This window comes from Pengzhenrongella phosphoraccumulans, from assembly GCF_045689905.1.
GTDB classification, from domain to species: Bacteria; Actinomycetota; Actinomycetes; order Actinomycetales; family Cellulomonadaceae; genus Pengzhenrongella; species Pengzhenrongella phosphoraccumulans.
Genome location: NZ_CP144210.1, coordinates 3,714,599 through 3,741,358, shown reverse-complemented (window position 1 = coordinate 3,741,358; position 26,760 = coordinate 3,714,599). Strand labels below are relative to the sequence as shown.

Genomic DNA, 26,760 nt, shown 5'->3' with positions numbered 1-26,760 from the left:
CGTGCGTCGTGGTCGCCGTCCTCAGCCGCGTTCGGAGTCCGTCAGCCTGGCCCGGAGCCGGAGCATCGCCGCCGTGTGCATCTGGGAGATGCGGGACTCGGTCACCCCGAGCACCCGACCGATCTCCGCAAGGGTCATGCCCTCGTAGTAGTACAGGACGAGCACGATCTTCTCGCGCTCCCCCAGCTGCTCGATCGCTCGGGCCAGCAGGAACTTGGTCTCCTGCGCCTCGAACGAACCCGCCGGGTCGGGCGTGCGGTGGTCCTCGAGCGTGTCGAGCAGGGACACCTTGTCGGTGCGCTCGGCACCCGCGCCGAGCAGCTCGTCGAGCGCCGCGACGTTGACGTTCGACAGCTGCGCGAACACGGTCCGCAGCTCGGGGACACCCACCTCGAGCCGCCCCGCGATCTCGGACTCGCTCGGGGTGCGCCGCAGCTCACCCTCGAGGTCGGCGTACGCACGGTCGACCGCGCGCGCCTTGGTCCGCACCGAACGCGGGATCCAGTCGATCGCCCGCAGCTCGTCGATGATGGCGCCACGGATGCGCGAGCTCGCATAGGTCTCGAACTTCACCGACCGGTCGAGCTCGTACTTCTCGATCGCGTCGATCAGCCCGAACATGCCGTACGAGACCAGGTCGGCCTGCTCGACGCTGCTCGGCAGACGCATGCCCAGGCGACCCGCGACCGAGGCGACCAGAGGCGCGTAGTGCAGGATCAGCCGCTCGCGCAACGCGCGGTCGCCGGTGACCTTGAACTCCAGCCAGGCCGACGCGATCAGGTCGGCGACGGTGATGTCCGCCGGATCGACTGTCACGTCGAGGGGGTCGATCTCGTCGAGGTCCGCCGCGGCCTCGACGAGCTCGCCCATCAAGGGACTGCTCGACGCGCGCGGCCTGGGCACGACCGTGGCCAGCGCGGCCTCGGCCTTGCTGGACAGATGCTCCGACTGAGCACTCATGAACGCTTCCCCGTGCTCATTCTCATGCTCGTGGGTGTGCCTGTTGGAAAGAGCTCCGCAAGCGATCAGCGGACACGTGCGTGTATCGCTGAGTAGTCGCGAGCGTAGCGTGACCGAGGACCTCTTGGACCGAACGCAGGTCCGAGCCGCCCTCGAGCAGGTGCGTGGCGGCGCTGTGACGCAGCGCGTGGGGGGCCACGTCGTCCACCCCGGCGAGTGCGGCCACGGTGTGCGAGACCTCGCGCAGCTGGCGCTGATCGGCGCGATGACCGCGACGCCCGAGCAGGAGGGCCGGTCCGGACGCCCCATTGACGAGCTTCGGGCGTCCGTCAGCCAGCCACTGGCGCACGGCGCGCGCTGCGGGCACCCCGAACGGAACCACCCGCTCCTTGTCGCCCTTGCCGAGCAGGCGCATCGTGCGCTGCTCCAGGTCGACGTCCGCGACATCGGCGCCGACGAGCTCGCCGACGCGTGCGCCGGTCGCGTACAGCAGCTCGAGGGCCGCCCAGTCGCGCAGGTGGATCGCATCGCCGTCGTCGGCCCGGGTGCGGGCGATGTCGAGCAGGTGCGCCGCAGACTCCACACCGAGCACCGTCGGCAGGGTCACCGTGGCCCGGGCTGACGCGAGCCTGAGCGCCGGATCCGTCGCCACCTGACCGGTGCGCTGCGCCCAGGCGAAGAACGTCCGCGCCGCCGCACCGCGCCGCGCGAGCGTGGCACGGCTCAGCGGGACCGCTGCCATCGAGGCGAGCCATGCCCGGAGCACGGCGAGGTCGATCTGGTCGAGCGTGGTGCGCCCCTGGCTCCGCGCGTACGCAAACAGGTGCTCGAGGTCACCGGTGTAGGCCCGCACGGTGTGCGGCGACAGGCCACGCTGAGCGGAAAGGTGGGTGGAGAACCGCGCACTGCGCTCAGCCGACCACGCCGCAGTGGCGTCGGTCGTGCTGGTGGCGGCGGGAGTGCACATATCCCTACGGTGACCCGCGGTCGAGGCGAGGACAAGGATGACTTCCTGGGCGGGCGCCTCAGCTGGTCGCCAATCGTCCCCTTTACCCCGTTCGCCCCGGTCACGACAGGGCTTCCTGGGTGACATGTGACGTAGATCACACTCGAAGGAGACCTCAAGAATCCCGAATCACCGTCGATGCCGACGCCAGCCGGGCCCTTCTCGCACCGCCAGGCCCTCGAGCTCGAGCATTCCCAGGTCCGCCAAGACGGCAGCCACGGACATCCCCGCGACCCGGGCGACCGACTCCGGTGGCGCCGGCCGCACCACGGGCAGGGCGTCAAGCACCCGGCGCGCGCCCTCGTCGAGGTCGTCGGTCTCGGCGGGCACGACGACGCGCTCCGGAGCCAGGTCGCGACCCGCCTCGCCGGCGAGCTCCGCGACCTCTGCGGCATCGGTGACACAGACGGCAGCGCCCTCCCGCAGGAGGCGGTGGCATCCCGCCGAGGCCATCGACGTCACCGGCCCCGGCACCGCACCGACCGGACGCAGCAGCCTGCCCGCGTGCCCGGCGGTGTTGAGCGCCCCGGACCGCCACGCGGCCTCGACGACGACGGTCGCGCCCCCCGCGGCCGCGATGAGACGGTTGCGCTGCAGGAACCTCGACCGACTCGGCACCCCGCCCGGCGGGACCTCGCTGACCACCGAGCCGCCGGACTCGAGCACGCGGGCCAGAAGCGTCGCGTTCCCCGCGGGATACGGGCGGTCCACTCCCCCGGCGAGGAAGACGACGGTCTGCCCGCCGACCGCCAGGGCGCCGCGATGGGCTGCCGCATCGATCCCGTACGCCCCGCCCGACACGATCGCGAACCGGCGGTCGGCGAGCCCGGCGGCGAGCTCGGCCGCGACGTGCTCGCCGTACCCGGTGGCCGCCCGGGACCCCACGAGCGACACCGACCGCGGCAGGCGGGCATCGAGGCCCGCCGCACCGCGGACCCACAGGCACGGCGGGGCAGCGGCACCGAGGTCGTCGAGGGCCGCCGGCCACCCCGCGATCCCGGGATGCACGACGACGCCCCCGAGTTGCGCGAGCGCGCCCAAGTCGCGACGCGGTTCGAGGCCCTCGAGGCGCGGCGCCCACCGGGCAAGACCGGCGGCGAGCCGGCGTCGGTCGGACTCACCGAGCGGCCCGGCGCGCTCGATCATCTCCCCCAGGGCCCGAGCGGTCAGGCTCGACCCCGTGCGCCGGACCCAGTCGAGCGCGCCCGCGCCGCCGAGCGCCGCGATCACGGCCCCCGCGACGGCGTCGCCGGGCTCGACCAGCCGGCTCCAGCCGGCACGCGCGACGGTCTCGCCATCGGGGTCCGCGGGCCCCTGGTCGCCGACGCCGTTCGGCCGGCCGGTCACGCGCCCACCTGCCCGCGCGTGCGCAGCAGGAGACCCTGGCCGATCTCGGCGCGCCCGGGCGCCGTCCGTCCGGCGAGGTCCGCCAGGGTCCACGCCACCCGGAGCACCCGGTCGACCCCCCGCAGGCTGAGCAGGCCACGATCGAGAGCCCGATCGAGATCGGCGAGCAGCGATCGATCCGCACCGAGGGCCGACCGGATCCAGTGCCCGGGGACCTCGGCGTTGGTGCTCCACCCCGTCCCGGCCAGACGATCCGCCTGCGCCCGCCGCGCGGCCGCGACCCGGGCCGCGACGACGGCGGTCGACTCGCCGCGCCCGGTGCCGTCGATCTCCGCTCGCGAGGCCTGGTGCACCTCGACCTGCAGATCGACACGGTCGAGCAGCGGCCCCGACAGCCGGGCCCAGTACCGGCGGCGCGCCATCGGCTGGCACGTGCACTCGAGCCCCTTGCCGACCGCCTTGCCGCACGGGCACGGATTGGCTGCCAGGACGAGCTGGAAACGGGCCGGGTAGCGAGCCGATCCACCGGCCCGGTGGATCACCAGCTCGCCGTGCTCGAGCGGCTGGCGCAGCGTCTCGAGGACCCGCGGCGAGAACTCCGGCGCCTCATCCATGAAAAGCACCCCCCGGTGGGCGCGGGACGCCGCCCCGGGCCGCGGGATCCCGGACCCGCCGCCGACCACGGCGGCCGGCGTCGCGGTGTGGTGGGGGTCCTCGAACGGCGGCCGGTGCAGCAGCCCCCCGCCCGGGTCGAACGTCCCCGCCACCGAGTGCACGGCCGTGACCTCGACGGCCTGCGACTCGGTGAGGTCCGGCAGCAGGCCCGGCAACCGGGCGGCGAGCATGGTCTTGCCCGCGCCCGGTGGTCCCACCATGAGCAGGTGGTGGCCGCCCGCGGCGGCGACCTCGAGCGCTGCCCGCGCCTGGTGCTGGCCGAGAACCTCCGCCAGGTCGACCCCGGCGTGCTCGATCGGCCGGCTCACCGCAGCGGCGACAGGCGGCGCCGGCGGCGGCTCGGGGATGTCGGCGCCATACCACCAGGCGACCTCGGCGAGGCTGGCGGCCGCGTGGACCACCGCGCCCGGCACCAGGGCCGCCTCGGCCGCATTCGCCACGGGCACCACGACCTGGGGATGTCCGGCCGCCACGGCCGCGGCCACCGCCGGTAGCACCCCCCGCACGGGCCGCAGGCGCCCGTCGAGCCCGAGCTCGCCGAGATGGACGACGTCGGCGACCTGCTCGGTACCGAACACCCCCGCACCGGCGAGCATCGCCACCGCGATCGCGAGGTCGAACCCGGAGCCCGACTTCGGCAACGACGCGGGCGAGAGGTTGATCGTGATCTTCCGGTTCGGCCACGCGATCGCCGAGGAGGTCACCGCCGCCCGCACTCGGTCCCGGGCCTCGGCCAAGGACGCGTCGGGCAGCCCGACCAGCGAGAAGCCCGGCACGGATGCCGCAAGGTGCGCCTCGACCTCGATGACGTGCCCGGCGAGCCCGAGCAGGGACACCCCGAGCGTGCGCCCGAGCCCCATCAGACGACCCCGACCAGGTGCTCGACCTGCGCGGCCCCGCTGCGGGGCACCAGGACGGCGATCACGTCGATCCGGATCGACACCGCATGCACGTCGTGGGCGGCGAGCCATTGCGCTGTGAGCCGGCGCAGCCGGGCGAGCTTGCGCGGGGTGACGGCCTCCGCCGGGTGCCCGAACCCGAGTCCGCGCCGCGTCTTGACCTCGACCACCACCAGGGTCTGCGCCCGCAGCGCGACGATGTCGAGCTCGCCGTCGCGGCCTCGCCAGTTGCGGTCCAGCACCTGCCAGCCGGCGGCGACCAGGTAGCTCGCGGCCACCCGTTCCCCGTAGTGCCCCACCGCGTCCTTGGCGCGCACGCGACCACCTCCGCGGGCCACCCTGCCGCGCGCCTGCGGGCCCCACGGGGGTGCGCGACCGGACCGAGGACGCGACGGACGCAGGCTCGACCTGGGGTCGGCTCAGCGCCACGCGTCAGCAGCACCGCAGAACGAGACCGAGCAGCTCAGCTCGGGAACGGACCGCTCTCGGTGAGGTCCAGCTCAGCCTTGGCGAGCTCCTCGACGTTGACGTCCCGGAAGGTCACGACCCGCACCGACTTCACGAACCGGGCGGAACGGTAGACGTCCCACACCCAGGCGTCCCCGAGACTCAGCTCGAAGTAGACCTCGCCCGCGGCAGAGCGAACCTGCAGGTCCACCTGGTTCGCCAGGTAGAACCGTCGCTCGGTCTCGACGACATACGAGAACAAGCCCACCACATCGCGATACTCGCGGTAGAGGGCCAGCTCCATGTCGGTCTCGTAGTTCTCCAGGTCCTCCGCGCTCACGACCCCATCATGGACCATGGCGGGGGCAGGTGGCGCCCGTCGAGCCGGTGTCGGGCCCCGGGCACGGGCATTACTCCTCGAGCGGGAGGTGCCAGCTGAGCCGGTGCAGCGGGCTCGGGCCGTGCGCCCGCAGGGCCGCCAGATGGTCGGGCGAGCCGTACCCCTTGTTGCTCTCCCAGCCGTACGTGGGGTGGTCCGCGGCGAGCGCGGTCATCAGCGCGTCGCGCTCGCACTTCGCCAAGACGCTGGCTGCGGCCACCGACGCGCACGTGCGGTCCGCCTTGACGAGCATGTGCACGGCAGGGCACGGCGCCGCGGGGAAGGCCTCCGAGGACTCCGGCGCGAACAGGTCCCCCTGGGCGGGGGTGGACAGCCAGTCGTGCGATCCGTCGAGGAGCACGACCGTCGTCGGCCCGACGAGGTCCGCGAGCTGAGCGAGCGCGCGCCGCCCGGCTAGGCGCAGGGCGACGATGAGCCCGAACTCGTCGATCTCGGCGGCCGACGCATGCCCGACGGCGCGGCCCAGGCCCCACCGGGACAGGGCCGGCAGCAGCGCTGTCCGGGCCGCGGGCGTGAGCAGCTTCGAGTCCGCGACCCCCCGCGGACCGGTCCGGGTCGCCGCGGCGACGGCCACCACCCCGACGCTCACGGGGCCCGCGAGGGAACCGCGCCCGACCTCGTCCATCCCCATCACGATCCCAGCGCCGCCGCCGAGCAGCGCGCGCTCGTGGCGCAGCGACGGCGCGGGGAACCGGCCGGCGCTCTGCCGAGCGACGACGGCGACGGCGGGACTCACCGGGGCACCCGCGAGCGACGCCTCACGACGACGGATCCGGCACGCCGGCGAAGTTGGACGAGGGGTTGCGCAGCAGGCTCATCCGGTTCGCGGGCCACACCCGCGCGAACGAGACCCCCACCACGTTGGCCTCCGGGATGCTGCCGCCGCCTGCGTCGCCCAGGTGGCCGCGCGAGTCGCGCGAGTTCTGGCGGTTGTCACCCATGACCCAGAAGCTGTCCGGCGGCACGATGATGTCGAACGGCACCTCACTGGGGACCGAGCCGGGCTTGAGCTGAGGCTCGTTGATCCCGACCCCGTTCACCGTGACGCGCCCGGCCGCGTCGCAGCATGCGACATGGTCACCGGGAAGGCCGATCACGCGCTTGATCAGGTGCTCGCCCGAGTCCTGGGGAAGCAGCCCGACGAAGGTCAGCCCAGTGTTCAGCGCGTCCTGGAGCGGGCTGCGCTCGGTCGCCGGAGTCGCCGGCAGCCAGCCGCCGGGATCCTTGAACACGACGATGTCCCCGCGCCGCACGTCGAACGGGCCCGGCGCCAGCTTGCTCACCAGCACGCGGTCCCCGATCTGCAGCGTGTCCTCCATCGACGCGCTCGGGATGAAGAAGGCCTGGACCAGGAAGGTCTTGATGATCAACGACAGCACGAGCGCGCCGACCAGGATGATGACGGTCTCGCGCAGCCACGACGTCGCGCGCTGCTGGGGGGCGTGCCGCGCGGTGTGGGGCTCGGCGCGATCGCGCGGGGTCTCGGACTCGGGGTGCTCAATCACGCGCTTACTGTGCCACTGTGCGCCGGGCGCGGCACAACCGACTCGCACCCGGGATACCCCAATCGGTCGACGCCACCCTCGGCCGGGGAACGACGACGGGCGGTCACCGCATGCGGTGACCGCCCGTCGGGCGAAACTGGTCGAGCGTCCGGCACTGCTACGTGGCCGGTAGAGCGTCCGGCAGTGCTACTTGGCCGGAACGGTCTCCCGCTTCTCCTTGATCTTCGCCTTCTTGCCCCGCAGCGCGCGCAGGTAGTACAGCTTCGCGCGGCGGACGTCGCCGCGCGTGATGACCTCGACGGAGTCGAGTGCCGGGGAGTGCACCGGGAAGGTGCGCTCGACGCCACAGCCGAAGCTGATCTTGCGAACGGTGAAGGTCTCCCGAACGCCACCACCGGCGCGAGAGATCACGATGCCCTGGAAGACCTGGACGCGGGAACGGGTTCCCTCGACGACCTTGACGTTCACCTTGAGGGTGTCACCGGCGCGGAAGGCCGGGATGTCGGTGCGCAGCGATGCTGCGTCGACGGAATCGAGAGTGTGCATGATGTTCGCTTCCTCGCGCTGCCACAGGTCAGACACGTTGTCGGGGACACCCTGCGATGAGGGCGTCCCGATGGCGTTGGTACGCGGGTGGGCCGTGGTCGTGACCGTCTCCCCTGTGGCAGAGACGCGACCGGCACACACCGACCGGTCATTCTGCCACAGTCACCGGGCGCAGTGCGCCGTCGACGACGTCCCAGCCCAGCTCGGACAGGCGCCGCAGGTCGGCGCGGTCGAGCGCGGCGACGTCGAGCGCAGCGACGAGGTCGGGGCGCAGCTCCGCGGTGCGGGCGAGCGCCTCGTCCCGGCGCCAGCGCTCGATCCGCGCGTGGTGCCCGGAAACGAGCACGTCGGGCACCTCGAGCCCGTCCCAGACCGGCGGCTTGGTGTACACGGGATACTCGAGCAGGCCCGCGAGGCTGTGCGACTCCTCCACGAGCGACTGCGGGTTGCCGACCACCCCGGGGAGCAGCCTCGCGACCGCCTCGACCACGACGAGCGCGGCCACCTCACCGCCGTTGAGCACGTAGTCCCCGATCGAGACCTCGCTGACCCGGGTTCCGCGCGCCCGGTAGTGCTCGGCCACCCGTGCGTCGATCCCCTCGTACCGGCCGCACGCCAGCACGAGGTGCTCCTCGCCCGCGAGGGCCTCGGCGGTGCGCTGCGTGAAGGTCGTGCCCGACGGCGTCGGGATCAGCAGGTGCGACGCCGCACCGAGCAGACCGTCGAGCGCGACGCCCCACACGTCGGGACGCATCACCATGCCGGCACCGCCGCCGAACGGGGTGTCGTCCACGGTGCGGTGGCGATCGGTGGTCGAGTCGCGCAGGTCGTGCACGTGCACGTCCAGCAGCCCGGACGTGCGGGCCTTGCCCACGAGCGAGAGCTCGAGCGGCGCGAGGTACTCCGGGAAGATCGAGACGATGTCGATGCGCACGTCAGACCTCGCCGGGGCCAGACGTCTCGTCGGAGATGACGAGGTTCGCCACGTCGGACGCGAGCAGCCCGCCAGGCGGGTCCAGGACGACCCGGCCACCCGGCACGTCGACGACGGGCACGATCGCCCGGACGAACGGCACGAGCGTGCGGGCTCCGGACTCCTCGACCAGCACCAGCATGTCGTGCGCCGGAAGGTGCTCCAGCCCCGCGATCGTGCCGAGGAGACGACCGTCGACGTGCTCCGCGCGCAGCCCGGCGAGCTCGTGCGGGTACCAGGCGTCCTCCTCGTCGCTCGCCGCGGACTCCACCAGCAGCTCGACGCCCCGCAGGTTCTCGGCGCCGGTGCGGTCGGGCACCTCGTCGAAGGTGAGGAACCACTTGTCGTGCAGCGAGCGGACCTGGGCGATCGTGAGCGGTCCGGCGGCGGCCGGTGCGGTCGCGAGCACCGCCCCGACGACGAGCCGGGCCTCGGGCACGTCGGTGCGCAGGTCCAGTGCTACCTCGCCGCGCAGCCCGTGGGCGCGACCGATTCGGGCGACGGTGAGCTGCATGGGAATCCTTCCGAAGGGCGGGGCATGGTGACCTCACGAGAAAACCCGGCCCCGACGTTCCGGGACCGGGCCTCGTGGTTCGTGCTGGTCGTGCGCAAATCCGTGCGTGCGGACGCGATCAGCGCCGATCGACGTCCACGACGTCGATCCGTACCGGTCCGTCCGAGGCGAGTGCGCCGACGACGGTGCGCAGTGCGCGCGCCGTGCGGCCGCCTCGACCGATCACGCGCCCGAGGTCTTCGGGATTGACCCGGACCTCGAGCAGCTCGCCCCGACGCAACGGCTTCGTGTTCACCTGGACGTCGTCCGGGTGGTCCACGATGCCGCGCACCAGGTGCTCGAGCGCGTCCGCGAGCATCAGGCCTGCTTGTCCGCGTCAGACTCGGCAGCCTTGGCCGCAGCAGCGGCCGCGTTGGCCCGCTTCTCTGAGGCCTTGGCCTTGAACTTCTCGGCTGCAACCGCGTTGGCCTCGATCTTGGCCGCCGGGTCGAGCTTCTCGCCCTTGACGCGCAGGGTCCCCTCGGTGCCCGGGAGGCCCTTGAACTTCTGCCAGTCACCCGTGATCTTCAGCAGTGCGGCGACCTGCTCGGTCGGCTGTGCGCCAACCCCGAGCCAGTACTGCGCGCGCTCGCCGTCGATCTCGATGAGCGAGGGCTCCTCGGTGGGGTGGTACTTGCCGATCTCCTCGATGACGCGACCGTCACGCTTCTTGCGCGAGTCCGCGACAACGATGCGGTAGTACGGCTGACGGATCTTGCCAAAGCGCTTCAAACGAATCTTGGTGGCCACAGTGGTGGTCTCTCCTGGTTTCTGCTGGGATGACCGGGCGTCCCGTCCCGTGGGGGCAGGGTGGGCCGTCAGGCCTAAGGACACGGCACGTGCGGCTAGAGGGTCCGACGCACCGGGTACAGCGGGTCATTGTGCCAGATCCCTGGCCCGGCCCCAACCCCAACCCCAACCGCTCGAGCACGCCGCGCCCGGGCGCCGTCGCCTACCGGCCGAGGAACTTCTCGAGCCCGGCGGGCAGCTCGAGCGGGGCCCCGCCACCGGTACCGGCGTCAGCTCCGGGCTTGGCGCCCAGCCCGAAGGCCGAGCCTTGCGGAGCCTTGGGGGCCGCCGGACCCGCTGCCGCCAGGCGCTCCTGCTCGGCGCGCTTGGCCGGGTTCCCGGACTTGCCCTTCTTGCCCTTGGCCGGCGGCGCGCCGCGCCCGCGACCCTTCTTGCCGCCCATCCCCGGGAGGTTGCCCATCCCGGGCATGCCCATCCCGCCGCCCTTGGCCATCTGCGCCATCATCTTGCGCGCACCCTCGAACCGCTCGAGCAGCTGGTTGACGTCGGTCGCCGTCGTGCCCGAGCCCTTCGCGATGCGGGCCCGGCGAGACCCGTTGATGATCTTCGGCGTCCGCCGCTCGCCCGGGGTCATCGAACGCACGATGGCCTCGACCCGGTCGACCTCACGCTCGTCGAAGTTGTCGATCGCCTCACGCATCTGGCCCATGCCGGGGAGCATCCCGAGCATCTTCTTCATCGAGCCCATGTTCTTGAGCTGCTGCATCTGCACGAGGAAGTCCTCGAGCGTGAAGCCGGTGCCGGAGGCGAGCTTCGCCGCCATCTCTTCGGCCTGCTCCGCGTCGAACATCTTCTCGGCGTGCTCGATCAGGGTGAGCACGTCACCCATGTCGAGGATCCGGGAGGCCATGCGGTCAGGGTGGAACACCTCGAAGTCGGTGAGCTTCTCACCGGTCGAGGCGAACATGATCGGGCGCCCGGTCACGGACGCGACCGAGAGAGCCGCACCACCGCGCGCGTCGCCGTCGAGCTTGGTGAGCACCACCCCGGTGAAACCGACGCCGTCGGCGAACGCCTGGGCCGTGGCGACGGCGTCCTGCCCGATCATGGCGTCGATGACGAACAGGATCTCGTCGGGGTCGACGGCGTCCCGGATGTCGCCGGCCTGCTGCATGAGCTCCGCGTCCACACCGAGGCGGCCGGCGGTGTCGACGATCACGACGTCGTGCTGGCGGGTGCGCGCGGTCTCGAGGCCCTCGCGTGCGACGGCGACGGGGTCGCCGGCGATCGCCTGGCTCTCGTCGGCGTGCCCCTGGGTGCCCGGGTGCGGCGCGAAGACGGGCACGCCCGCGCGCTCCCCCACGATCTTCAGCTGCGTGACCGCGTTCGGGCGCTGCAGGTCCGCCGCGACGAGCAGCGGGGTGTGGCCCTGGTTGCGCAGGTGCAGCGCGAGCTTGCCGGCGAGGGTCGTCTTGCCGGCGCCCTGCAGGCCCGCGAGCAGGATCACCGTGGGCGGCGTCTTGGCGAGCGTCAGCGGGCGGTTCGCCCCGCCGAGGATCGCGACGAGCTCGTCGTTGACGATCTTGACGACCTGCTGGGCGGGGTTGAGCGCGCCGGAGACCTCGACCGAGAGCGCGCGCTCCCGGACCTTGCCGGTGAACTCGCGCACGACGCTCACCGCGACGTCGGCATCCAGCAGGGCACGTCGAATCTCGCGCACCGTGGCGTCGATGTCGCTTTCCGACAACCGGCCCTTGGTGCGCAGGTTCTTGAAGGTCGACGTCAGTCGATCGGACAGGGTGGCGAACACCGCGAATTCCTCACCGTTCGTTCGTCGATCACGGACGGTTCAGCGTACCTGCCAGCGTCGCCGCGGCCCGGCCGGTCAGGTCGTCGATCAGCCGCGCCCGCCAGGCGGTCCACGCCGTGGGTCCCGCGGCCGACGCGTCCGCCTCGGTCAGCACGCGCAGCATCCGGAGCATCTCGGCGCGATGGTCGACCGCCTCGAGCAGCGTGTCGACCGTGGCGGGGTCCTCGGGGTCACGCGTCGTGGCCAGCTCGGCGAGCGTGAGGTGGTGCCGCACGAGGCGGGTGACATCCGCCGCGACGACCTCCGTGAAGCCCATCCGGGCCAGGATCGGTCCGACCAGCCGGGCGCCCTCGACCGAGTGGTCGCGCGAGCCGGGCCGCTTGCCGATGTCGTGCAGCAGCGCAGCGAGCAGCAGGACGTCGGGCCGACGCGTCTCGTGAACCGAACGACCCGCGCGCGCGACCGTCTCGATGAGGTGCCGGTCGACGGTGTGCCGGTGGATCGCGGACCGTTGCGGACGGTTGCGCACCGCGGCCCACTCGGGGATCCACGTGGTCACGACGCCCGCCAGGTCGAGCGCCTCCCACACGGGGATCTGCGCCGAGCCGCTCCCCAGGAGCTGAAGCAGGGACTCGCGCGCCGGCCGCGGCCACGGGATCGGCAGGTCCGGGGTCAACGTCAAGCTCGCGACCGACACGGGCGATAGGCTCAGGCCCGTGCGGGCCGCCGTCGCCGCCGCGCGCAGCGAGAGCAACGGGTCGCTCGCCGGGCGCGCGTCGACCCCGAGCACGAGCTCGCCGTCGTGCTCGACGAGCCCCTCGCCGACCGAGGCGAGCTTGGGCGCCGCCCGGCGCCCACGCACGAGCACGGGCCGACGGGACACCGTGGGGCGCTGCAGCGCCTGACGCGCGTGCCGCACCGTCGTGTCGAGCGCGTAGGACACGACGCGGCCGGCCTCCGCCAGGCTCGCGAGCAGGTCGTCGGAGTCGTCGAAGCCGCACAGCGCCGCGACCTCGTCCTGGTCGGCGAGCAGCAGCCGGTTCGTGCGGCGTCGCGTGACGACCTGCACGGCGTCGCGCACGTCGAGCAGGTGCGCGTGCGCGTCGTCGACCGCCCCGTGCGGGCGGTCCGTGAGCCAGGTCGCTGCAAGGGCCGACAGCACGACGGCGTCGCGGATGCCGCCGCGCGCCTCCTTGAGGTCGGGCTCGATGAGGTAGGCCAGCTCGCCGTGCCGCTCGGCCCGCTCGCGCGTGGACCCGAGCAGCTCGGGCAGCCGGCGGCGCGCGGCGCCACGCCAGTCGCTGAGCAGGGCCGACTTCGCGCGGTGCGCGACGATCCCGTCGCCGGCCACGGGCAGCAGGTCGATCAGCCCGACCGCGGCGGGCAAATCCTTCGAGGCCACTTGGCGGCACTGCGCCAGCGACCGCACGGAGTAGTCGAGATCGAGCCCCGCATCCCAGATCGGGTACCAGAGCCGTTCGGCGAGCGCCGCGAGCTGTTCGGCGCTGTGCCCGCGCCCGTCGTGCACGAGCACGAGGTCGAGGTCGCTCGCGGGGCTCGGGTCGCCGCGCCCGATGCTGCCGACCGCGCCGAGGGCGATCCCCGCCACGCCGTCGGGCCCGTACGAGCTGTCGACCAGCGCGAGGTCGGTCACAGCGGAGTCCCACAGCTCGACCAGGCGGGCCGTGACGAGCTCGGCGATCGCCGTCCGGCGGGCCACCCCGTCGGCGCCTGGACCGCTCAACCGGGTCGCCAGTGCCAGCCGCTCCGCGCGGAGGTCCCGCACCCCCGTGCGGGGGTGCGGGACCTCGGCGGCCGCGAGGCCTGCTGCGTCGCCTTCAGGCGCACGCGGTGTTGACATGCTTACAGCGCGTCCGCGCCGTGCTCGCCGGTGCGGACCCGGGCGACGTCCTCGACCGGGACCACCCAGACCTTGCCGTCACCGATCTTGCCGGTCTGGGCCGCCTTGATGAGCACCTCGGTCACGGTGGCCGCGTCCTCGTCGGTGACGAGGACCTCGATGCGCACCTTCGGGACCAGGTCGACGGTGTACTCGGCGCCCCGGTAGACCTCGGTGTGACCGCGCTGACGGCCGTAGCCGCTCGCCTCGCTCACCGTCATGCCGCGCACCCCTGCCGCCTCGAGGGCCGACTTCACATCGTCCAGCCGATGGGGCTGAATCACTCCGGTCACGAGCTTGGTCATGCCTTCACCTCCGCCATTGCCACGCGAGCACCCAGGGCCTCGTACGCGGTCTCGCCGTGTGTTGCCAGGTCGATACCGGACACCTCGTGCTCGTTGCTCACGCGGAACCCGATCGTCGCCTTGAGGATGGCACCGATCGCGAGCGTCGCGGTGAACGAGTACAGCAGCACCACGCCGGCGGCGATCGCCTGCGTGGCGAGCTGCGTCAGCCCGCCTCCGTAGAACAGGCCCGTCAGGGCGCCCGTCGGGAGGAAGGTGGAGTTCTGATCGGTGGCGAAGAGCCCGATGAGCAGCGTGCCGGTGAGCCCGCCGACGACGTGGACACCCACCACGTCGAGCGAGTCGTCGTAGCCGAACTTGTACTTGAGCCCGATGGCCAGCGCGCACAGCACCCCGGCGATCCCGCCGATGGCGATGGCACCGAAGGTGTCCACGGCCGCAGCGGCCGGGGTGATCGCGACCAGGCCGGCCACCACACCCGAGGCAGCGCCCAGCGACGTCGCCCGACCGTCACGCAGCCGCTCCGTGAGGAGCCAGGTGAGCATCGCGACGCAGGTGGCCACCATCGTGTTGAGCCAGGCGCGACCCGCGACGCCGTCGGCCGCGAACTCGGAGCCGGCGTTGAAGCCGAACCAGCCGAACCAGAGCAGCGCCGCGCCGAGCATCACGAACGGGAGGTTGTGCGGCCGCATGGCCTCTTTCCCGAAGCCCTTGCGCTTGCCGATGATCAGGGCGAGCGCGAGGCCGGCGATCCCGGCGTTGATGTGCACGACCGTGCCGCCGGCGAAGTCGATCGGTGTCGACAGGCCCTCGGTGATCCCCGTGGGGCCGAGCAGCCCGACCCCGCTCCACACCCAGTGCGCGACCGGGACGTAGACGACCGTGACCCAGATCGCGGTGAAGATCAGCCAGGTGCTGAACTTGGTGCGGTCGGCGATCGCACCGCTGATGAGGGCGACCGTGATGATCGCGAACGTCGCCTGGAACGCCACGGCGACCAGGGCCGGGACACCGGCGGCGATCATGAGGCTTTCCGCGTCGGTCATGCCGTCGAGCCCGAAGTAGGTACCCAGGTTGCCGATGAAGCCGCCGCCCAGGTCCGGTCCGAACGCCCCGGAGTATCCCCACAAGACCCAGATGAGACCGACGACGCCCATGGCGCTGAAGCTCATCATCATCATGTTGAGCACGGACTTGCCGCGCACCATCCCGCCATAGAAGAACGCCAGGGCCGGCGTCATCAGCAGCACGAGCGCGGAGGACGTCAGCATCCACGCTGTGTTACCCGTGTCCAGCGTAAATTCCATGAGGATCGCCTCTCCCTACGTCGGCCGCTCGGCCGATCGGTCACTACCTTCCGGGAAGGGAGTTTCCCGACAGTGCCCGTGGTGTTACCAGGGCGTGACAAGGGATGGGGTCAGGTAAACGTTGCGTTTCGGCTCACCCGCGCGGGTGACGCCCCGGGCCTGTTCAGTCCCCGAGCAGCCCGTCCACGAAGTCCGCGGCGTCGAACGGCGCAAGGTCGTCCGGACCCTCGCCGAGCCCGATGAGCTTGACCGGGACCCCGAGCTCGCGCTGCACGGCGATGACGATCCCGCCCTTGGCGGTGCCGTCGAGCTTGGTGAGCACGATCCCGGTGACGCCCGCGACCTCGGCGAACACGCGCGCCTGGTTGAGCCCGTTCTGGCCCGTGGTCGCGTCGAGCACGAGCAGGACCTCGGTGAGCGGCGCCTCGCGCGTGATGACGCGGGTGATCTTCCCGAGCTCGTCCATCAGGCCGGCCTTGTTCTGCAGGCGCCCGGCGGTGTCGACGAGCACGACGTCGGCACCGGTCTCGCGGCCGCTGTGCACCGCGTCGAACGCGACCGCTGCGGGGTCCCCGCCGTCCCGGTCCGAGCGCACGGTCGGCACGCCGACGCGCGCCCCCCACGTCTCGAGCTGATCGGCGGCCGCGGCACGGAACGTGTCGGCCGCGCCGAGGATCACGGTGCGCCCGTCGGCCACGAGGACGCGGGCGAGCTTGCCGACCGTCGTGGTCTTGCCGGTGCCGTTGACGCCGACGACCAGGACGACGGCGGGCCGGTGCAGGCCGTCCTCGCCGAGCCCGGGCGCAGTGGCCAGGGTCCGGTCCAGCGCGGGGTCGACCAGCGCGATGAGCTGCTCGCGCAGCAGCGCGCGCACGGCGGCCGGCTCCTTGACCCCGTCGACCCGCACCTTGCGGCGCAGGGAGTCGATGAGCTCACCGGTGGGCCCCGCACCGACATCCGCGAGCAGGAGGGTCTCCTCGAGCTCGTCCCAGTCGTCCTCGGAGAGGTGGTCCCGCGACAGGACCGCGAGCAGGCGGGCGCCCAACGGTGAGCCCGATCGGGCCAGCCGGCCCCGCAGGCGCGCGAGGCGCCCGACGACCGGCTCCGGCACCTCGAGCACGGGGGTCGGCGCCTCGGCGACGGGCGGAGCAGCAGCGACCGGCGGAGCAGCAGCGCGGGGCTCGTCCAGCGCGACAGACGCGGCAGGGGCGTCGTCGGGCACCGCCTCGGTGGCCGCGGGCGGCGCGGCGTCGGTGGGCGGAGCCGTGGGCGGAGTGGGGGCGCCGCCGCGGCGTCGGGCGAGCAGGGCGACCGCGGTGCCCAGCACGACGAGCGTGGGCAGGCCGACGGCCAGGAGCAGATCGAGGGTGTCGTTCACCGGGTCAGTCTGTCAGCACCCGTCCACGCGACGGGTGAAGAACGCCTCAGCGACGGACGCGATCCACCCCGCGCGAGGCGAGCTCGCGGGCCCGGTTGAGCGTGTCGGTCAGCTCCTCGAGCTGCAGGTAGCCGTCGTCTTCCACCTCGGCCGCGGCGAAGAACTCCGCCATCGTGGCATCCACGGGCTCAGGGTCGGCGGCCGCCGCCGCGGACACCGTCCCGCGCGTACGCCACATGGCCAGGCCCGCGCGCATGTCGCGCCAGGCGGCGCGGGGTCCACCACCACGGACGCTGTCGTTCCCGCCGCCGGCAAGCACGAGCACCAGCGCAGCAGCACTGAGCGCGACGAGAGTCCAGACGGCCAGGGAGATCATGTGATCAGTATCCCCTGCTCCCGTCGCAGCGCGCCTTCGCCGTCGACCACGGTGACCGAACTCACCTTTGCTCGGGGCTCAGACCCGGGTGCTCTCCCGCATCCGCTGGCTGACGACGGTCGTGACGCCGTCTCCGCGCATCGTCACGCCGTACAGCGCGTCGGCGATCTCCATGGTGCGCTTCTGGTGGGTCACGACGATGAGCTGGCTGTCCTGCTGGAGCTCGGCGAACAGCTCGAGCAGTCGGCCCAGGTTCGCGTCGTCGAGCGCCGCCTCCACCTCGTCCATCACGTAGAACGGGCTCGGGCGGGCCTTGAAGATCGCCACCAGCAGCGCGACGGCCGTCAACGACCGCTCCCCGCCCGAGAGCAGCGAGAGGCGCTTGACCTTCTTCCCGGCCGGGCGGGCCTCGACCTCGATCCCCGTCGTGAGCATCTGGTCCGGCTCGGTCAGCACGAGTCGCCCCTCCCCACCGGGGAACAGCCGGGGGAAGACGATCTCGAACTGGGCGGCGGTGTCGCGATACGCATCGGCGAACGCCTGCTCCACGCGCGCATCGATCTCCCGGACGATCTCGAGGAGGTCCGTCCGTGACTTCTTCAGGTCGGCAAGCTGATCGGTGAGGAACTTGTGCCGCTCCTCGAGCGCCGCGAACTCCTCGAGCGCCAGTGGGTTGACCCGGCCGAGCAGCGCGAGCGCACGTTCCGCCGCACGCAGGCGCTTGACCTGCTGCTCCCGCACGTACGGGACCTCGCGCGGCGAGTCGTCGTCGGCCACCGAGCCGAGCACCGGCACGGGGCGGTGGGGACCGAAGTCTTCGAGGAGCACCGCAGGGTCGAGCCCGAGGTCCTCGATCGACCGCGTCTGGAGCTGCTCGATCCGCACCAGCTGCTGGGCGCGCGCGACCTCGTCGCGGTGCGCGACGTCGGTGAGCTGGGCGAGCTGGCGCGCGGCCTCGTCGACCTCGGCCCGCACCTCCACGAGCGTGCGGTCGCGCTCCTGCCGAGCGGCCTCGGCCGCCTCGCGCTCGACCCCGGCACGTTGCAGCGACACCTCGAGCTCGGCGAGGGCCTGCTGCGCCCCGCTGCGCACGGCCTGGGCGAGGTGGGCCTGGCGAGCCCGCGCCCGCTCGCGCTCGGCCGCGCGCACCCGCGCCGCGCGCTCGGTCCGCGCGGCCCGCTCGAGCGACTCCGCGCGCCCTGCGAGGGCCCGCGCGCGTTCCTCGCCGGTGCGCAGGGTGAGCCGAGCCTCGGTCTCGCGCCCGCGCGCCGAGGTGGCCAGCGCGGCGAGCCGGTCCCGCTCGCTCGTGCCCGCCTCGATCGCGGCCTCCGTCTCGGCGGGCTCGGTCTGCGCGGCGGCCAGGCGGGCGGTGAGCTCCGCGAGCTCGGCAGAGTCGGCGGACAGCGATGTGGCCGCGGCCGCGAGCGAACCCTCGACCCGCTCTGCCTCGGCGCGAGCTGCCCGCGCGGCCGCACCGAGCTCCCCGAGCTGTTCGGCCACCGCGGCGAGAGCGGCGTCCGACTGGTTGAGCCGGTCCAGGGTGGCCTCGTACGTCGACCGCGCGGCGGTCTGGCGTTCCGTGGCGGTCGCGAGCTCGAACCGCGCCCGCTCTCCGCGGCCCGCGGCGTCGGCCAGCGCCCGGCGAGACTCCTCCAACGCCGCCTGCAGGTGCAGCACGCTCGGGGCGGTCGCGGACCCCCCCGATGCCGCGGTGCGCGACAGGAGGTCGCCGCCGCGCGTCACCACGGTCAGGTCGGGTCGGGTCGCGACGATCGCCCGCGCGGTCGCGAGATCGTCGACCACGACGACGCCCGCGAGCAGCGTGCGCACCGCGGCCAGGACGTTCTCGGGCGCCTGGACGAGGTCGATCGCGCGATCGGAGCCGGCTGGCGCCGTCGGCTCGGTGGGACCTGCTCCCCCGGCGGCACCTCCGATCACGAGGTTCGCGCGGCCGGCATCCTCGGCGCGCAGCCACCGCAGGGCGTCCACCGCCCCGTCGACCGACTCGACGGCCACCGCCTCGGCCGCGGCACCGAGCGCGGCCGCGATGGCATTCTCGTTGCCCTCGGCGATGCTCAGGAGAGCGGCGACCGAACCGAGCAGGCCACCCAGACCGTCGGCCGCGAGCAGCGCGCCGGCACCGTCCTTGCGGATGAGGCTGAGCTCGAGCGTCTCGATCCGGGCCGTCTGCGCGGCGCGGTCCCGATCGGCCGCGGCCAGATCCTCCCGCACCTCCGCGACGCGGGCGGTGGCCTGCTCGACGGCGTCCGCGGCCGCCTCGTGCTCGGAGTCCAGGCTCTCCTCGCCCTCCTCGACCCCGGCGACCTGGGTCTCGAGCGCGGCGAACTTGGTCGTGGCACTGGTCCCGCGCTGCTCGGCCGCCGCGAGCGTCTGGCGCAGGCGGCCGAGCTCGCTCTGGGTCGCCTCGACCCGGCTGCGGCGCGCGGCGACCAGGCCGGCGAGCCGCGCCAACCCCTCGCGCCGATCGGCAGCGCCACGCAACGACGTCGCGAGCTCCTTCTCTGCGGCCGACGACGCCGCCTCTGCCGCACCCCGAGCGTCCACGGCCGCGGCGAGAGCGGCTCGGGCCAGCTCGACCGTCGCGCCGAGCTCGGCCTCGGCGGCCCGAACCCGGGCAGCCTGCGCATCGAGGTCGTTCGGGTCGCTGCCGCGGTCCACCTCGGCGCCGGCGGACCCGAGCAGCCGCAGCCGCTCGGAGGCGAGGGTCGAGGTGCCGCGCAGCCGCTCGCGCAGCGATGACAACCGGTACCAGACCTCGCTCGTCTCGGAGAGCACCGGGGTGGCCGCGGCAGCGAGCTGCTCGAGCGCGGCCAGGCGCTCGCGCGCGGCGTCGAGCGTGTGCTCGACCTGGCCGCGCCGGGACCGCAGCGCGGACTCGTCGGCGATCTCCTGCTCGAGGGTGGAGCTGAGCTGCGCGAGGTCGTCGGCGAGCAGGCGGGCCCGGGCGTCGCGGAAGTCGGCCTGGACGACCTGCGCGCGGCGCGCTACCTCGGCCTGCTTGCCGAGCGGTCCGAGCTGGCGGCGGATCTCGCCGGTGAGGTCGGCAAGGCGCGTGAGGTTGGCCTGCATCGCGTCGAGCTTGCGCAGGGCCTTCTCCTTGCGCTTGCGGTGCTTGAGGACCCCCGCGGCCTCTTCGATGAAGCCGCGCCGCTCCTCCGGGGTCGCACGCAGCACGGCGTCGAGCTGCCCCTGGCCGACGATGACGTGCATCTCGCGCCCGAGCCCGGAGTCGGACAGTAGGTCCTGGATGTCGAGCAGGCGGCACGAGGACCCGTTGATCGCGTACTCGGAGCCACCGTTGCGGAACAGGGTGCGCGAGATCGTGACCTCGCTGTACTCGATCGGCAGGGCGCCGTCGGCGTTGTCGATCGTGAGCGACACCTCGGCCCGGCCGAGCGGCGGCCGGCCGGCCGTCCCGGCGAAGATGACGTCTTCCATCTTGCCGCCGCGCAGCGACTTGGCCCCCTGCTCGCCCATCACCCAGGCGAGCGCGTCGACCACGTTGGACTTGCCGGAGCCGTTGGGCCCGACCACGCACGTCACGCCCGGCTCGAAGTTCAGGGTCGTCGCCGAGGCGAACGACTTGAACCCGCGCAGGGTCAGGGTCTTGAGGTGCACGATCCGAAGCCTAGGAGGTTCCCCCGGCGGACCTCACCAGCCCACGCCGTCCGGCGCGTGGGGAAGTCTGGGCGTCGGGAACCTCAGAGCGTCGCCGAACCTCAGAGCGTCGGGAACCAGAGCGCGATCTCGCGCGCGGCCGACTCCGGGGAGTCCGAGCCGTGCACGAGGTTCTGCTGCACCGCAGAGCCCCAGTCTCGGCCGAGGTCCCCGCGGATGGTGCCGGGCGCGGCGCCGGTCGGGTCGGTCGTCCCGGCGAGCGAGCGGAAGCCCTCGATCACGCGCTCCCCCTCGGCGACGACGGCGAGCACCGGTCCGGAGGCCATGAAGTCGACCAGGGGGGCGAAGAAGCCCTTGCCGGCGTGCTCGGCGTAGTGCTCCTCGAGCAGGTCGACCCCGGCGGTGCGCAGGTCCACCGCGACGAGGCGGTAGCCCTTGGCCTCGACCCGGCGCAGGACCTCGCCCGCCAGGCCGCGACGGACGCCGTCGGGCTTCACGAGGATGAGGGTGCGCTCGGTGGGTGCGGTCGCTGCGGGTCCTGCGGATGAGGTCATGCGCAGACCCTAACCGGCCCTAGCCCGCGGGGTTCGCCACGTCCCACTCCGCCTTCTCGCGGTCGATCCGGCCGCCGAGCCGAAGCGCGACCACCCACAGGGCGATGAACAGGATCCCGACGAAGATCGCGGTGGCCGCGGCGAACGAGGCCGCGCGGGCGGGCGCGGCGAGCAGCACGAGCCCGCCTGCGAGGATCAGGCCCTGCACGACGCTGCCGGCCAGGTAGGCGCCCGGCCGGCGAAGCATCCCCGACAGCGCCACGAGCACCACCGCGAGCGTGCCGCCGACCGCCCAGACGACGCCGGTCGGAGCGACCCGGAGCCCGAACGCCACCAGCGTCGCGAAGAACACCACGAACGCCTCGAGCACGAGCACGGTCGCCGCGAACGTGCGGCGCGCGGACCGGCGGCGCACCAGCGGAGGCGAGTCGCTCGACGGGTTGGTCATCGCGTCAGGGTACCGGCGCCTGCGTCCTGCGGGGCGTGGTCGACCGGGCCCGCGGGAACCCGCCCGGCCGCCTCGAGCTGGGTGGGGGTCCCCTCGACGATCGACCCGTGGTCGGCGACCGCCTCGCCGCGGGCGACCATGCCGGCGACGTCGGACAGCTTCACCTCGCGCAGGAACAGCGTCAGGGCGAAGCCGAGCACGAGCAGCGGCACGAGGTACCAGAAGGCCGGCGCGAGCGCGTGCGCGTACGCGTCGATGACCCCGGTGTGCAGGGGCTCGGGCAGGGCGGCGACCACCGCGGGGGTGAGCCCGTCGGTCCCGGCCCCACCGGCGCCCGCGGGGGCGCCCGCGAAGACCACGCCGAGGTTGGTCTCCAGCCGGGAGACGAAGATCGTGCTGAACAGCGCCGTGCCGACGGCGGCACCGATCTCGCGGAAGAAGTTGCTCGCGCTGGTCGCCGTGCCCATCTCGCGGGGGTCGACCGAGTTCTGCACCGCGAGCACGATCGTCTGCATGACCAGGCCGAGGCCCGCGCCGAGCACGAAGATCATCGCCGAGAAGGCCAGCATGCTGATGTCCCCGGTGAGCCCGGTCAGCCAGACGACGCCGAGCGTGGCGATGCCCATGCCCAGGATCGGGTAGATCCGGTAGTGCCCGGTCTTGGTGATCGCGATCCCGGACCCGATCGCGGTGGCCATGACGCCGACCATCATCGGGAGCATGAGGAAGCCGGACTCGGTGACCCCGGCGCCGGTCGACATCTGCAGGAACTGCGGCAGGAAGCCGAGCGCGGCGAACATACCCATCCCGATGACCAGGCCGACCGACGTCGCGATCGCGAAGGTCGGGTTCTTGAACAGGTGCAGCGGGAGCAGGGGCTCCTGCGCGCGCTGCTCGACGAGGACGAAGACGACGGCGGCGACCACGGTGCCGACCACGAGGGCGCCCAGGCCGAGGTCGGTCCAGTCGTAGCCCTTGTTGCCGCTCCAGCTCTGCCAGCTCGTGGCGAGCACGAGCCCGGACGTGGCCATCACCATGAGGATGATCCCGGCGACGTCGATCTTGCGGCCGGACCGACGGCTCGGCAGCTGCAGGGTCTTCCAGGCGACCACGAAGGCCGCGATGCCGATCGGGATGTTGATCCAGAAGCACCAGCGCCAGCTCAGGCTCTCGGTGAAGAACCCGCCCAGGAGCGGCCCGATCACCGCGGAGACGCCGAACAGCGCCCCCATCGGCCCCATGTACTTGCCGCGGTCCTTCGCGGGCACGATGTCCGCGATGATCGCCTGCGACAGGATCATGAGCCCGCCGCCACCGAGCCCCTGGATCCCGCGCCAGACGACGAGCTCGCCGAAGTTCTGCGCGAAGCCCGCCCCGGCGGAGGCCACGGTGAACAGCCCGATCGCGACCAGGAACGGGTAGCGGCGGCCCCACAGGTCGCCGAACTTGCCGTACAGCGGCATCACGATCGCGATCGCCAGGATGTACGCCGTGATGACCCAGCCCTGGTGCGCGACGCCGTTCAGCTCGCCGACGATCGTGGGCATCGCGGTGCCGACGATCGACTGGTCGAGCGACGACATGAACATGCTCGCCATCAGCGCGCCGAAGATCACCCACACGGTGCGCTTGGTGAGCACGATCAGCGCCGGCGCGGGCGCCGGGGCAACGGTCGGCGGAGCTGGGGTGGGAGCGGCGGTAGCCATCAAGACCTCGTTCATTGAAAAGGGAAAGGTGGTGTCGGCGCCGTTGCCGCGATGCAGGAAGGGAAAGTCAGGTTCAGAACTCGGCCAGGAGCCCGCGCAGCTCATGCACGACGCCGGCCAGCTGGTCCCGGGCGCTGCCGTCGCCCCCGGTGGCCTCCCAGCGGACGAAGGCGGAGCGCGTGATCACCATGACGAGGATCCCGATGAGCTCGACCCGCTCCGTCGGCGCGTCGGGACCGAGCCGCCGCCGCACGAGCGCCTCGACCTCACCGCGGCTCTGCTCCATCCACGCCATCTTCGCGAGCAGCAGACGCGGTTCGCGCCGCGCGAGCGCCATCGCGGCGGCGACGCGGTCCCGACCGATCATGGGCTTGTCGAGCAGCCAGGTCACCAGCACCTCGAGGTCGGTCATCAGGTGCCCGGTCGGCCCACCGGCGGCGAACTCGTCGGCGACCGCGGGGTCCATCGCCCAGGGTTCGATGCCGAGGACGGCGTCATCCTTGGACGCGAAGTAGTTGAAGAAGGTCCGCGTGGAGACGCCGGCTTCGGCGCAGATGGCCTCCACGGTCGCGCCGTCGAGGCCGTGGCGCTCGACGAGCAGGTGCGTGGCATCGATGAGCGCCTCGCGCCGCGCCGCCTTCTGGCGCGAGCGCAGGCCCGCGCGCAGCGGCGCCTGCTCGGAGGTGAGGATCATGCGAAAAGACTACATCCGATGCAAAAGTGCAGTGAGTGTAGTGATGGGTGATCTTCGTCTCGCTGGGGTCGAGCTAGGCCTCGCCGAACCCCGACTCGATCTCGTCGACGACGGCGACCAGCGCCGCGCGCGCCTGCGGGCCGGCCGCCGTCACGACGACCTCCTGCCCACCGACCGCGCCGAGGCCGATCAGCGCGAGCACGCTCGCGCCGTCGATTCCGTTCACGGTGACCTGGGCCTCGAAGCTCGCCGCGGTCCGCGCGAGCTGCGCGGCAGGGCGGGCGTGGAGCCCGAGCGGGTTGCGCAGCACGGCCGTGGCGCGAAGTGCGGCGGCGGGTGCCGTCGCGACCGGCGCCGGCGGTTCGGTCGCCGAGCCGCCAGAACGAGCGAAGGACGCGCCCGCGAGCTCGGCGGCGTTGAGCGTGGTGGACAGGTCCGCGCCGCTCTCGGCAGCGACCGCTGCGGCCACGGCACCCTCGACGAACGGGGCGTTCGCGAGCCGCACCCGCGCCGCGACGTCGTCGTCCGTGAACTCCAGGACGGACTCGGTCGTGAGCACGGCGGAGCCGAGGTCGGTGAGCACGACCACGCTGCGGCCGTCCGCGGACGCCTGCTCGAGCCCGGCGGTGATGAGGTCGAAGCTGGTGCCGACGCCGCCGTCGTCGAGACCGCCGGCGGCGACGAGCAGGACCGTGGGCGCCATCTGCGCGGCCAGCGCGGCGGCCCCGGCCGCGAGCTCACGCGAGTGCGAGACGAGCAGGAGGGCCACCCCGGCGCGGGCAGCGCCCGCCCCGGCAGGTGTGGTCATGCCCCGGCCGCTGCGGCCGCGTCGGACGCGGCCCGGAGCACGATCGACGTGGAGGTGGCCCCCGGGTCCTGGTGCCCTGCGCTGCGCTCGCCCAGGTAGCTCGCGCGACCCTTCGTCGCCACGAGCGGGATGGTCGCCACGGCGCCGAGCTCGGCCGCCACGGCGGCGGCGACGAGCACAGCCGCCGGGTCGGCTCCCCCGTCGGTGCCGGCGACGGCGGCCTCGACCGCCGGCGTCCAGGCGTCGACCATCGTCTTCTCGCCGGTCGTCGCCTTGCCGCGCGCGACGATCCCCTCCAGCGCTGCCTCGAGCATCGCCACCACGGCGGGAGCGTCGAGCGCGGGGACGGCCGTGACCTTGGCGGCCCGCAGATACGCGGTGCCGTACAAGGGCCCGGCCGCCCCACCGACCTTGGACATGAGCGTGGTGGCGATGAGCTTGAGCACATCGCCGACCTCGCCGAGTGGCTCCTCGAGTGCGTCGAGTCGAGCGATGACGGCGGTGAAACCGCGCGCCATGTTCTCCCCGTGGTCGCCATCGCCGATCTGCCGGTCGAGCTCGTTGAGCTCAGACCGACGAGCAAACAGCTCGTCTGCCGTTCGCCGGGTCCAGTCGACCGCCCACGCCACATCCAGGGTCATGCTCAACCTTCCGAATCGTCCATCGTCTACTGCCGCACGTCTACCAGTGCATCGCTGCCGTGTGCACGTGCGCGTCCCAGAGCGCCGTGAGCTCGGTGTCCAGCCGCAGGACCGTCACCGACGCGCCCTGCATCTCGAGCGAGGTCACGTAGTTGCCGACCAGCGAGCGGACGACGTTCACGCCGCGTGCCTCGAGCAGCTTGCGGGCCTGACGATAGACGATGTACAGCTCAGACGCCGGGGTGCCACCCATGCCGTTGACGAACAGCAGCACGTTCTCACCGGCCACCAGGGCCAGGTCGTCTGCGACCGGGGTGAGCAGCATCTCCGTGATGGCGTCCGCGGGGGCCAGCGGGATGCGTCGGCGGCCGGGCTCACCGTGGATCCCGATGCCGATCTCGATCTCGTCGTCGGTGAGGTCAAAGCTCGGGACCCCGGCGTGCGGGACAGTGCAGGCGGCGAGCGCGACGCCCATCGTCCGGACGTTCGCGATCACCCGCTCGGCGACGGCCGTGACCCCGGCGAGGGTGTCGCCGCGTTCGGCCGCGGCGCCGGCGATCTTCTCGACACAGACCGTGCCCGCGACCCCGCGCCGACCGGCGGTGTACAGCGAGTCCTGGACCGCGACGTCGTCGTTGACGATCACGGTGCTGACCTCGATGTCGTCCGCCTCGGCGAGCTCGACGGCGGTCTCGAAGTTGAGCACGTCGCCCGTGTAGTTCTTGACGATGGCCAGGACGCCGGCGCCACCGTTGGCCGCGGCGATCGCCGGGGCGATCTGGTCAGGGGTGGGCGAGGTGAACACCGCGCCGGGCACGGCCGCATCGAGCATGCCGACACCGACGAAGCCGGCGTGGAGCGGCTCGTGGCCGCTGCCGCCACCCGAGACGAGGCCGACCTTGCCCGCGACCGCGCCGCCCGCCCGGGAGACGAAGTCCGGGTCAAAGCTCACCGCGACGAGGTCCGCATGGGCCCAGCCGAATCCCTCGACCGACTCGGCCACGACGTTCTGGGGGTCGTTGATCAGCTTCTTCACGCTGCACATCCCTTCTTCACCGGCGCGTCGCGCGCGCGGGTCCGAGCCAAGGCAGGGGCGCGTCGTCGGTGACGCGTCCGGTGAGACGCCGGTGAGG

General features: G+C 72.7%; 27 protein-coding genes. All 27 read right to left on the bottom strand.

The window, feature by feature from the left end; translation table 11 throughout:
- Window positions 1-21: 21 nt before the first annotated feature.
- Window positions 22-870: an RNA polymerase sigma factor WhiG gene (gene whiG, locus VTA80_RS17320; RefSeq protein WP_407345800.1), complete on the bottom strand. Its 849-nt coding sequence runs from the start codon at window positions 868-870 to the stop codon at window positions 22-24.
- Window positions 871-982: 112 nt separating this feature from the next.
- Entirely contained in the window at window positions 983-1,927 is a 945-nt protein-coding gene (locus VTA80_RS17315) for a tyrosine recombinase XerC (protein ID WP_407342328.1), read from the bottom strand.
- 168 nt (window positions 1,928-2,095) lie between these two features.
- Window positions 2,096-3,313 carry a DNA-processing protein DprA gene (gene dprA, locus VTA80_RS17310; protein WP_407342327.1) on the bottom strand — a complete coding sequence of 406 codons (1,218 nt, stop codon included), beginning with the start codon at window positions 3,311-3,313 and terminating at the stop codon, window positions 2,096-2,098.
- Window positions 3,310-4,848: a YifB family Mg chelatase-like AAA ATPase gene (locus VTA80_RS17305; protein WP_407342326.1), complete on the bottom strand. Its 1,539-nt coding sequence runs from the start codon at window positions 4,846-4,848 to the stop codon at window positions 3,310-3,312. The genes dprA and VTA80_RS17305 overlap by 4 nt, the downstream gene beginning before the upstream one ends.
- Entirely contained in the window at window positions 4,848-5,204 is a 357-nt protein-coding gene (locus VTA80_RS17300) for a YraN family protein (RefSeq protein WP_407342325.1), read from the bottom strand. The genes VTA80_RS17305 and VTA80_RS17300 overlap by 1 nt, the downstream gene beginning before the upstream one ends.
- Before the next feature lie 146 nt (window positions 5,205-5,350).
- Window positions 5,351-5,674 (bottom strand): DUF2469 domain-containing protein, encoded by a 324-nt coding sequence (locus VTA80_RS17295; protein WP_407342324.1) that lies wholly within the window; start codon window positions 5,672-5,674, stop codon window positions 5,351-5,353.
- 70 nt (window positions 5,675-5,744) lie between these two features.
- Entirely contained in the window at window positions 5,745-6,470 is a 726-nt protein-coding gene (locus tag VTA80_RS17290; RefSeq protein WP_407342323.1) for a ribonuclease HII, read from the bottom strand.
- Between the two features lie 22 nt (window positions 6,471-6,492).
- Complete coding sequence (gene lepB, locus VTA80_RS17285) at window positions 6,493-7,239, bottom strand: signal peptidase I (protein WP_407342322.1); 747 nt, start codon at window positions 7,237-7,239, stop codon at window positions 6,493-6,495.
- Between the two features lie 186 nt (window positions 7,240-7,425).
- Window positions 7,426-7,785 carry a 50S ribosomal protein L19 gene (gene rplS, locus VTA80_RS17280; protein WP_407345799.1) on the bottom strand — a complete coding sequence of 120 codons (360 nt, stop codon included), beginning with the start codon at window positions 7,783-7,785 and terminating at the stop codon, window positions 7,426-7,428.
- A 148-nt stretch (window positions 7,786-7,933) separates the two neighbouring features.
- Complete coding sequence (gene trmD, locus VTA80_RS17275; RefSeq protein ID WP_407342321.1) at window positions 7,934-8,719, bottom strand: tRNA (guanosine(37)-N1)-methyltransferase TrmD; 786 nt, start codon at window positions 8,717-8,719, stop codon at window positions 7,934-7,936.
- Window position 8,720: 1 nt separating this feature from the next.
- Window positions 8,721-9,272, bottom strand: coding sequence for a ribosome maturation factor RimM (rimM, locus tag VTA80_RS17270; protein WP_407342320.1), 552 nt, complete (start codon window positions 9,270-9,272; stop codon window positions 8,721-8,723).
- 118 nt (window positions 9,273-9,390) lie between these two features.
- A complete protein-coding gene (locus VTA80_RS17265; RefSeq protein WP_407342319.1) occupies window positions 9,391-9,630 on the bottom strand; it encodes an RNA-binding protein in 240 nt (79 codons plus the stop codon).
- Entirely contained in the window at window positions 9,630-10,061 is a 432-nt protein-coding gene (rpsP, locus tag VTA80_RS17260; protein WP_407342318.1) for a 30S ribosomal protein S16, read from the bottom strand. Before rpsP ends, VTA80_RS17265 begins: the two co-directional genes overlap by 1 nt.
- A 202-nt stretch (window positions 10,062-10,263) precedes the next feature.
- Complete coding sequence (gene ffh, locus VTA80_RS17255; protein WP_407342317.1) at window positions 10,264-11,871, bottom strand: signal recognition particle protein; 1,608 nt, start codon at window positions 11,869-11,871, stop codon at window positions 10,264-10,266.
- 28 nt (window positions 11,872-11,899) lie between these two features.
- On the bottom strand, window positions 11,900-13,732 hold the full coding sequence (locus VTA80_RS17250; protein WP_407342316.1) for a [protein-PII] uridylyltransferase: 1,833 nt from the start codon (window positions 13,730-13,732) through the stop codon (window positions 11,900-11,902).
- A gap of 2 nt (window positions 13,733-13,734) precedes the next feature.
- Complete coding sequence (locus VTA80_RS17245; protein WP_407342315.1) at window positions 13,735-14,076, bottom strand: P-II family nitrogen regulator; 342 nt, start codon at window positions 14,074-14,076, stop codon at window positions 13,735-13,737.
- Window positions 14,073-15,383, bottom strand: a complete 1,311-nt coding sequence (locus VTA80_RS17240; RefSeq protein ID WP_407342314.1) for an ammonium transporter — start codon at window positions 15,381-15,383, stop codon at window positions 14,073-14,075. The genes VTA80_RS17245 and VTA80_RS17240 overlap by 4 nt, the downstream gene beginning before the upstream one ends.
- Before the next feature lie 163 nt (window positions 15,384-15,546).
- A complete protein-coding gene (gene ftsY / locus VTA80_RS17235; protein ID WP_407342313.1) occupies window positions 15,547-16,761 on the bottom strand; it encodes a signal recognition particle-docking protein FtsY in 1,215 nt (404 codons plus the stop codon).
- A gap of 46 nt (window positions 16,762-16,807) precedes the next feature.
- Complete coding sequence (locus VTA80_RS17230) at window positions 16,808-17,137, bottom strand: hypothetical protein (protein ID WP_407342312.1); 330 nt, start codon at window positions 17,135-17,137, stop codon at window positions 16,808-16,810.
- 78 nt (window positions 17,138-17,215) lie between these two features.
- On the bottom strand, window positions 17,216-20,776 hold the full coding sequence (gene smc, locus VTA80_RS17225; protein ID WP_407342311.1) for a chromosome segregation protein SMC: 3,561 nt from the start codon (window positions 20,774-20,776) through the stop codon (window positions 17,216-17,218).
- A 101-nt stretch (window positions 20,777-20,877) separates the two neighbouring features.
- A complete protein-coding gene (ndk, locus tag VTA80_RS17220) occupies window positions 20,878-21,330 on the bottom strand; it encodes a nucleoside-diphosphate kinase (protein ID WP_407342310.1) in 453 nt (150 codons plus the stop codon).
- 19 nt (window positions 21,331-21,349) lie between these two features.
- On the bottom strand, window positions 21,350-21,778 hold the full coding sequence (locus tag VTA80_RS17215) for a DUF4233 domain-containing protein (protein ID WP_407342309.1): 429 nt from the start codon (window positions 21,776-21,778) through the stop codon (window positions 21,350-21,352).
- Window positions 21,775-23,484, bottom strand: a complete 1,710-nt coding sequence (locus tag VTA80_RS17210; protein ID WP_407342308.1) for an MDR family MFS transporter — start codon at window positions 23,482-23,484, stop codon at window positions 21,775-21,777. The genes VTA80_RS17215 and VTA80_RS17210 overlap by 4 nt, the downstream gene beginning before the upstream one ends.
- 73 nt (window positions 23,485-23,557) lie before the next feature.
- Entirely contained in the window at window positions 23,558-24,178 is a 621-nt protein-coding gene (locus VTA80_RS17205; RefSeq protein ID WP_407342307.1) for a TetR/AcrR family transcriptional regulator, read from the bottom strand.
- A gap of 73 nt (window positions 24,179-24,251) precedes the next feature.
- Entirely contained in the window at window positions 24,252-24,986 is a 735-nt protein-coding gene (gene dhaM / locus VTA80_RS17200) for a dihydroxyacetone kinase phosphoryl donor subunit DhaM (RefSeq protein WP_407342306.1), read from the bottom strand.
- Window positions 24,983-25,627 carry a dihydroxyacetone kinase subunit DhaL gene (dhaL, locus tag VTA80_RS17195; RefSeq protein ID WP_407342305.1) on the bottom strand — a complete coding sequence of 215 codons (645 nt, stop codon included), beginning with the start codon at window positions 25,625-25,627 and terminating at the stop codon, window positions 24,983-24,985. The genes dhaM and dhaL overlap by 4 nt, the downstream gene beginning before the upstream one ends.
- A 40-nt stretch (window positions 25,628-25,667) precedes the next feature.
- A complete protein-coding gene (gene dhaK, locus VTA80_RS17190) occupies window positions 25,668-26,663 on the bottom strand; it encodes a dihydroxyacetone kinase subunit DhaK (RefSeq protein WP_407342304.1) in 996 nt (331 codons plus the stop codon).
- Between the last annotated feature and the right edge of the window lie 97 nt (window positions 26,664-26,760).

Coding starts and splice junctions, on each gene's coding strand:
- rplS (WP_407345799.1), bottom strand. CDS start 7,785: ATGCACACTCTCGATTCCGTCGACGCAGCATCGCTGCGCACCGACATC.
- VTA80_RS17250 (WP_407342316.1), bottom strand. CDS start 13,732: ATGTCAACACCGCGTGCGCCTGAAGGCGACGCAGCAGGCCTCGCGGCC.
- VTA80_RS17230 (WP_407342312.1), bottom strand. CDS start 17,137: ATGATCTCCCTGGCCGTCTGGACTCTCGTCGCGCTCAGTGCTGCTGCG.
- VTA80_RS17210 (WP_407342308.1), bottom strand. CDS start 23,484: ATGGCTACCGCCGCTCCCACCCCAGCTCCGCCGACCGTTGCCCCGGCG.
- dhaM (WP_407342306.1), bottom strand. CDS start 24,986: ATGACCACACCTGCCGGGGCGGGCGCTGCCCGCGCCGGGGTGGCCCTC.
- VTA80_RS17305 (WP_407342326.1), bottom strand. CDS start 4,848: ATGGGGCTCGGGCGCACGCTCGGGGTGTCCCTGCTCGGGCTCGCCGGG.
- ndk (WP_407342310.1), bottom strand. CDS start 21,330: ATGACCTCATCCGCAGGACCCGCAGCGACCGCACCCACCGAGCGCACC.
- VTA80_RS17315 (WP_407342328.1), bottom strand. CDS start 1,927: ATGTGCACTCCCGCCGCCACCAGCACGACCGACGCCACTGCGGCGTGG.
- VTA80_RS17205 (WP_407342307.1), bottom strand. CDS start 24,178: ATGATCCTCACCTCCGAGCAGGCGCCGCTGCGCGCGGGCCTGCGCTCG.
- VTA80_RS17240 (WP_407342314.1), bottom strand. CDS start 15,383: ATGGAATTTACGCTGGACACGGGTAACACAGCGTGGATGCTGACGTCC.
- dhaL (WP_407342305.1), bottom strand. CDS start 25,627: ATGACCCTGGATGTGGCGTGGGCGGTCGACTGGACCCGGCGAACGGCA.
- VTA80_RS17265 (WP_407342319.1), bottom strand. CDS start 9,630: ATGCTCGCGGACGCGCTCGAGCACCTGGTGCGCGGCATCGTGGACCAC.
- rimM (WP_407342320.1), bottom strand. CDS start 9,272: ATGCAGCTCACCGTCGCCCGAATCGGTCGCGCCCACGGGCTGCGCGGC.
- VTA80_RS17245 (WP_407342315.1), bottom strand. CDS start 14,076: ATGACCAAGCTCGTGACCGGAGTGATTCAGCCCCATCGGCTGGACGAT.
- VTA80_RS17215 (WP_407342309.1), bottom strand. CDS start 21,778: ATGACCAACCCGTCGAGCGACTCGCCTCCGCTGGTGCGCCGCCGGTCC.
- whiG (WP_407345800.1), bottom strand. CDS start 870: ATGGGCGAGCTCGTCGAGGCCGCGGCGGACCTCGACGAGATCGACCCC.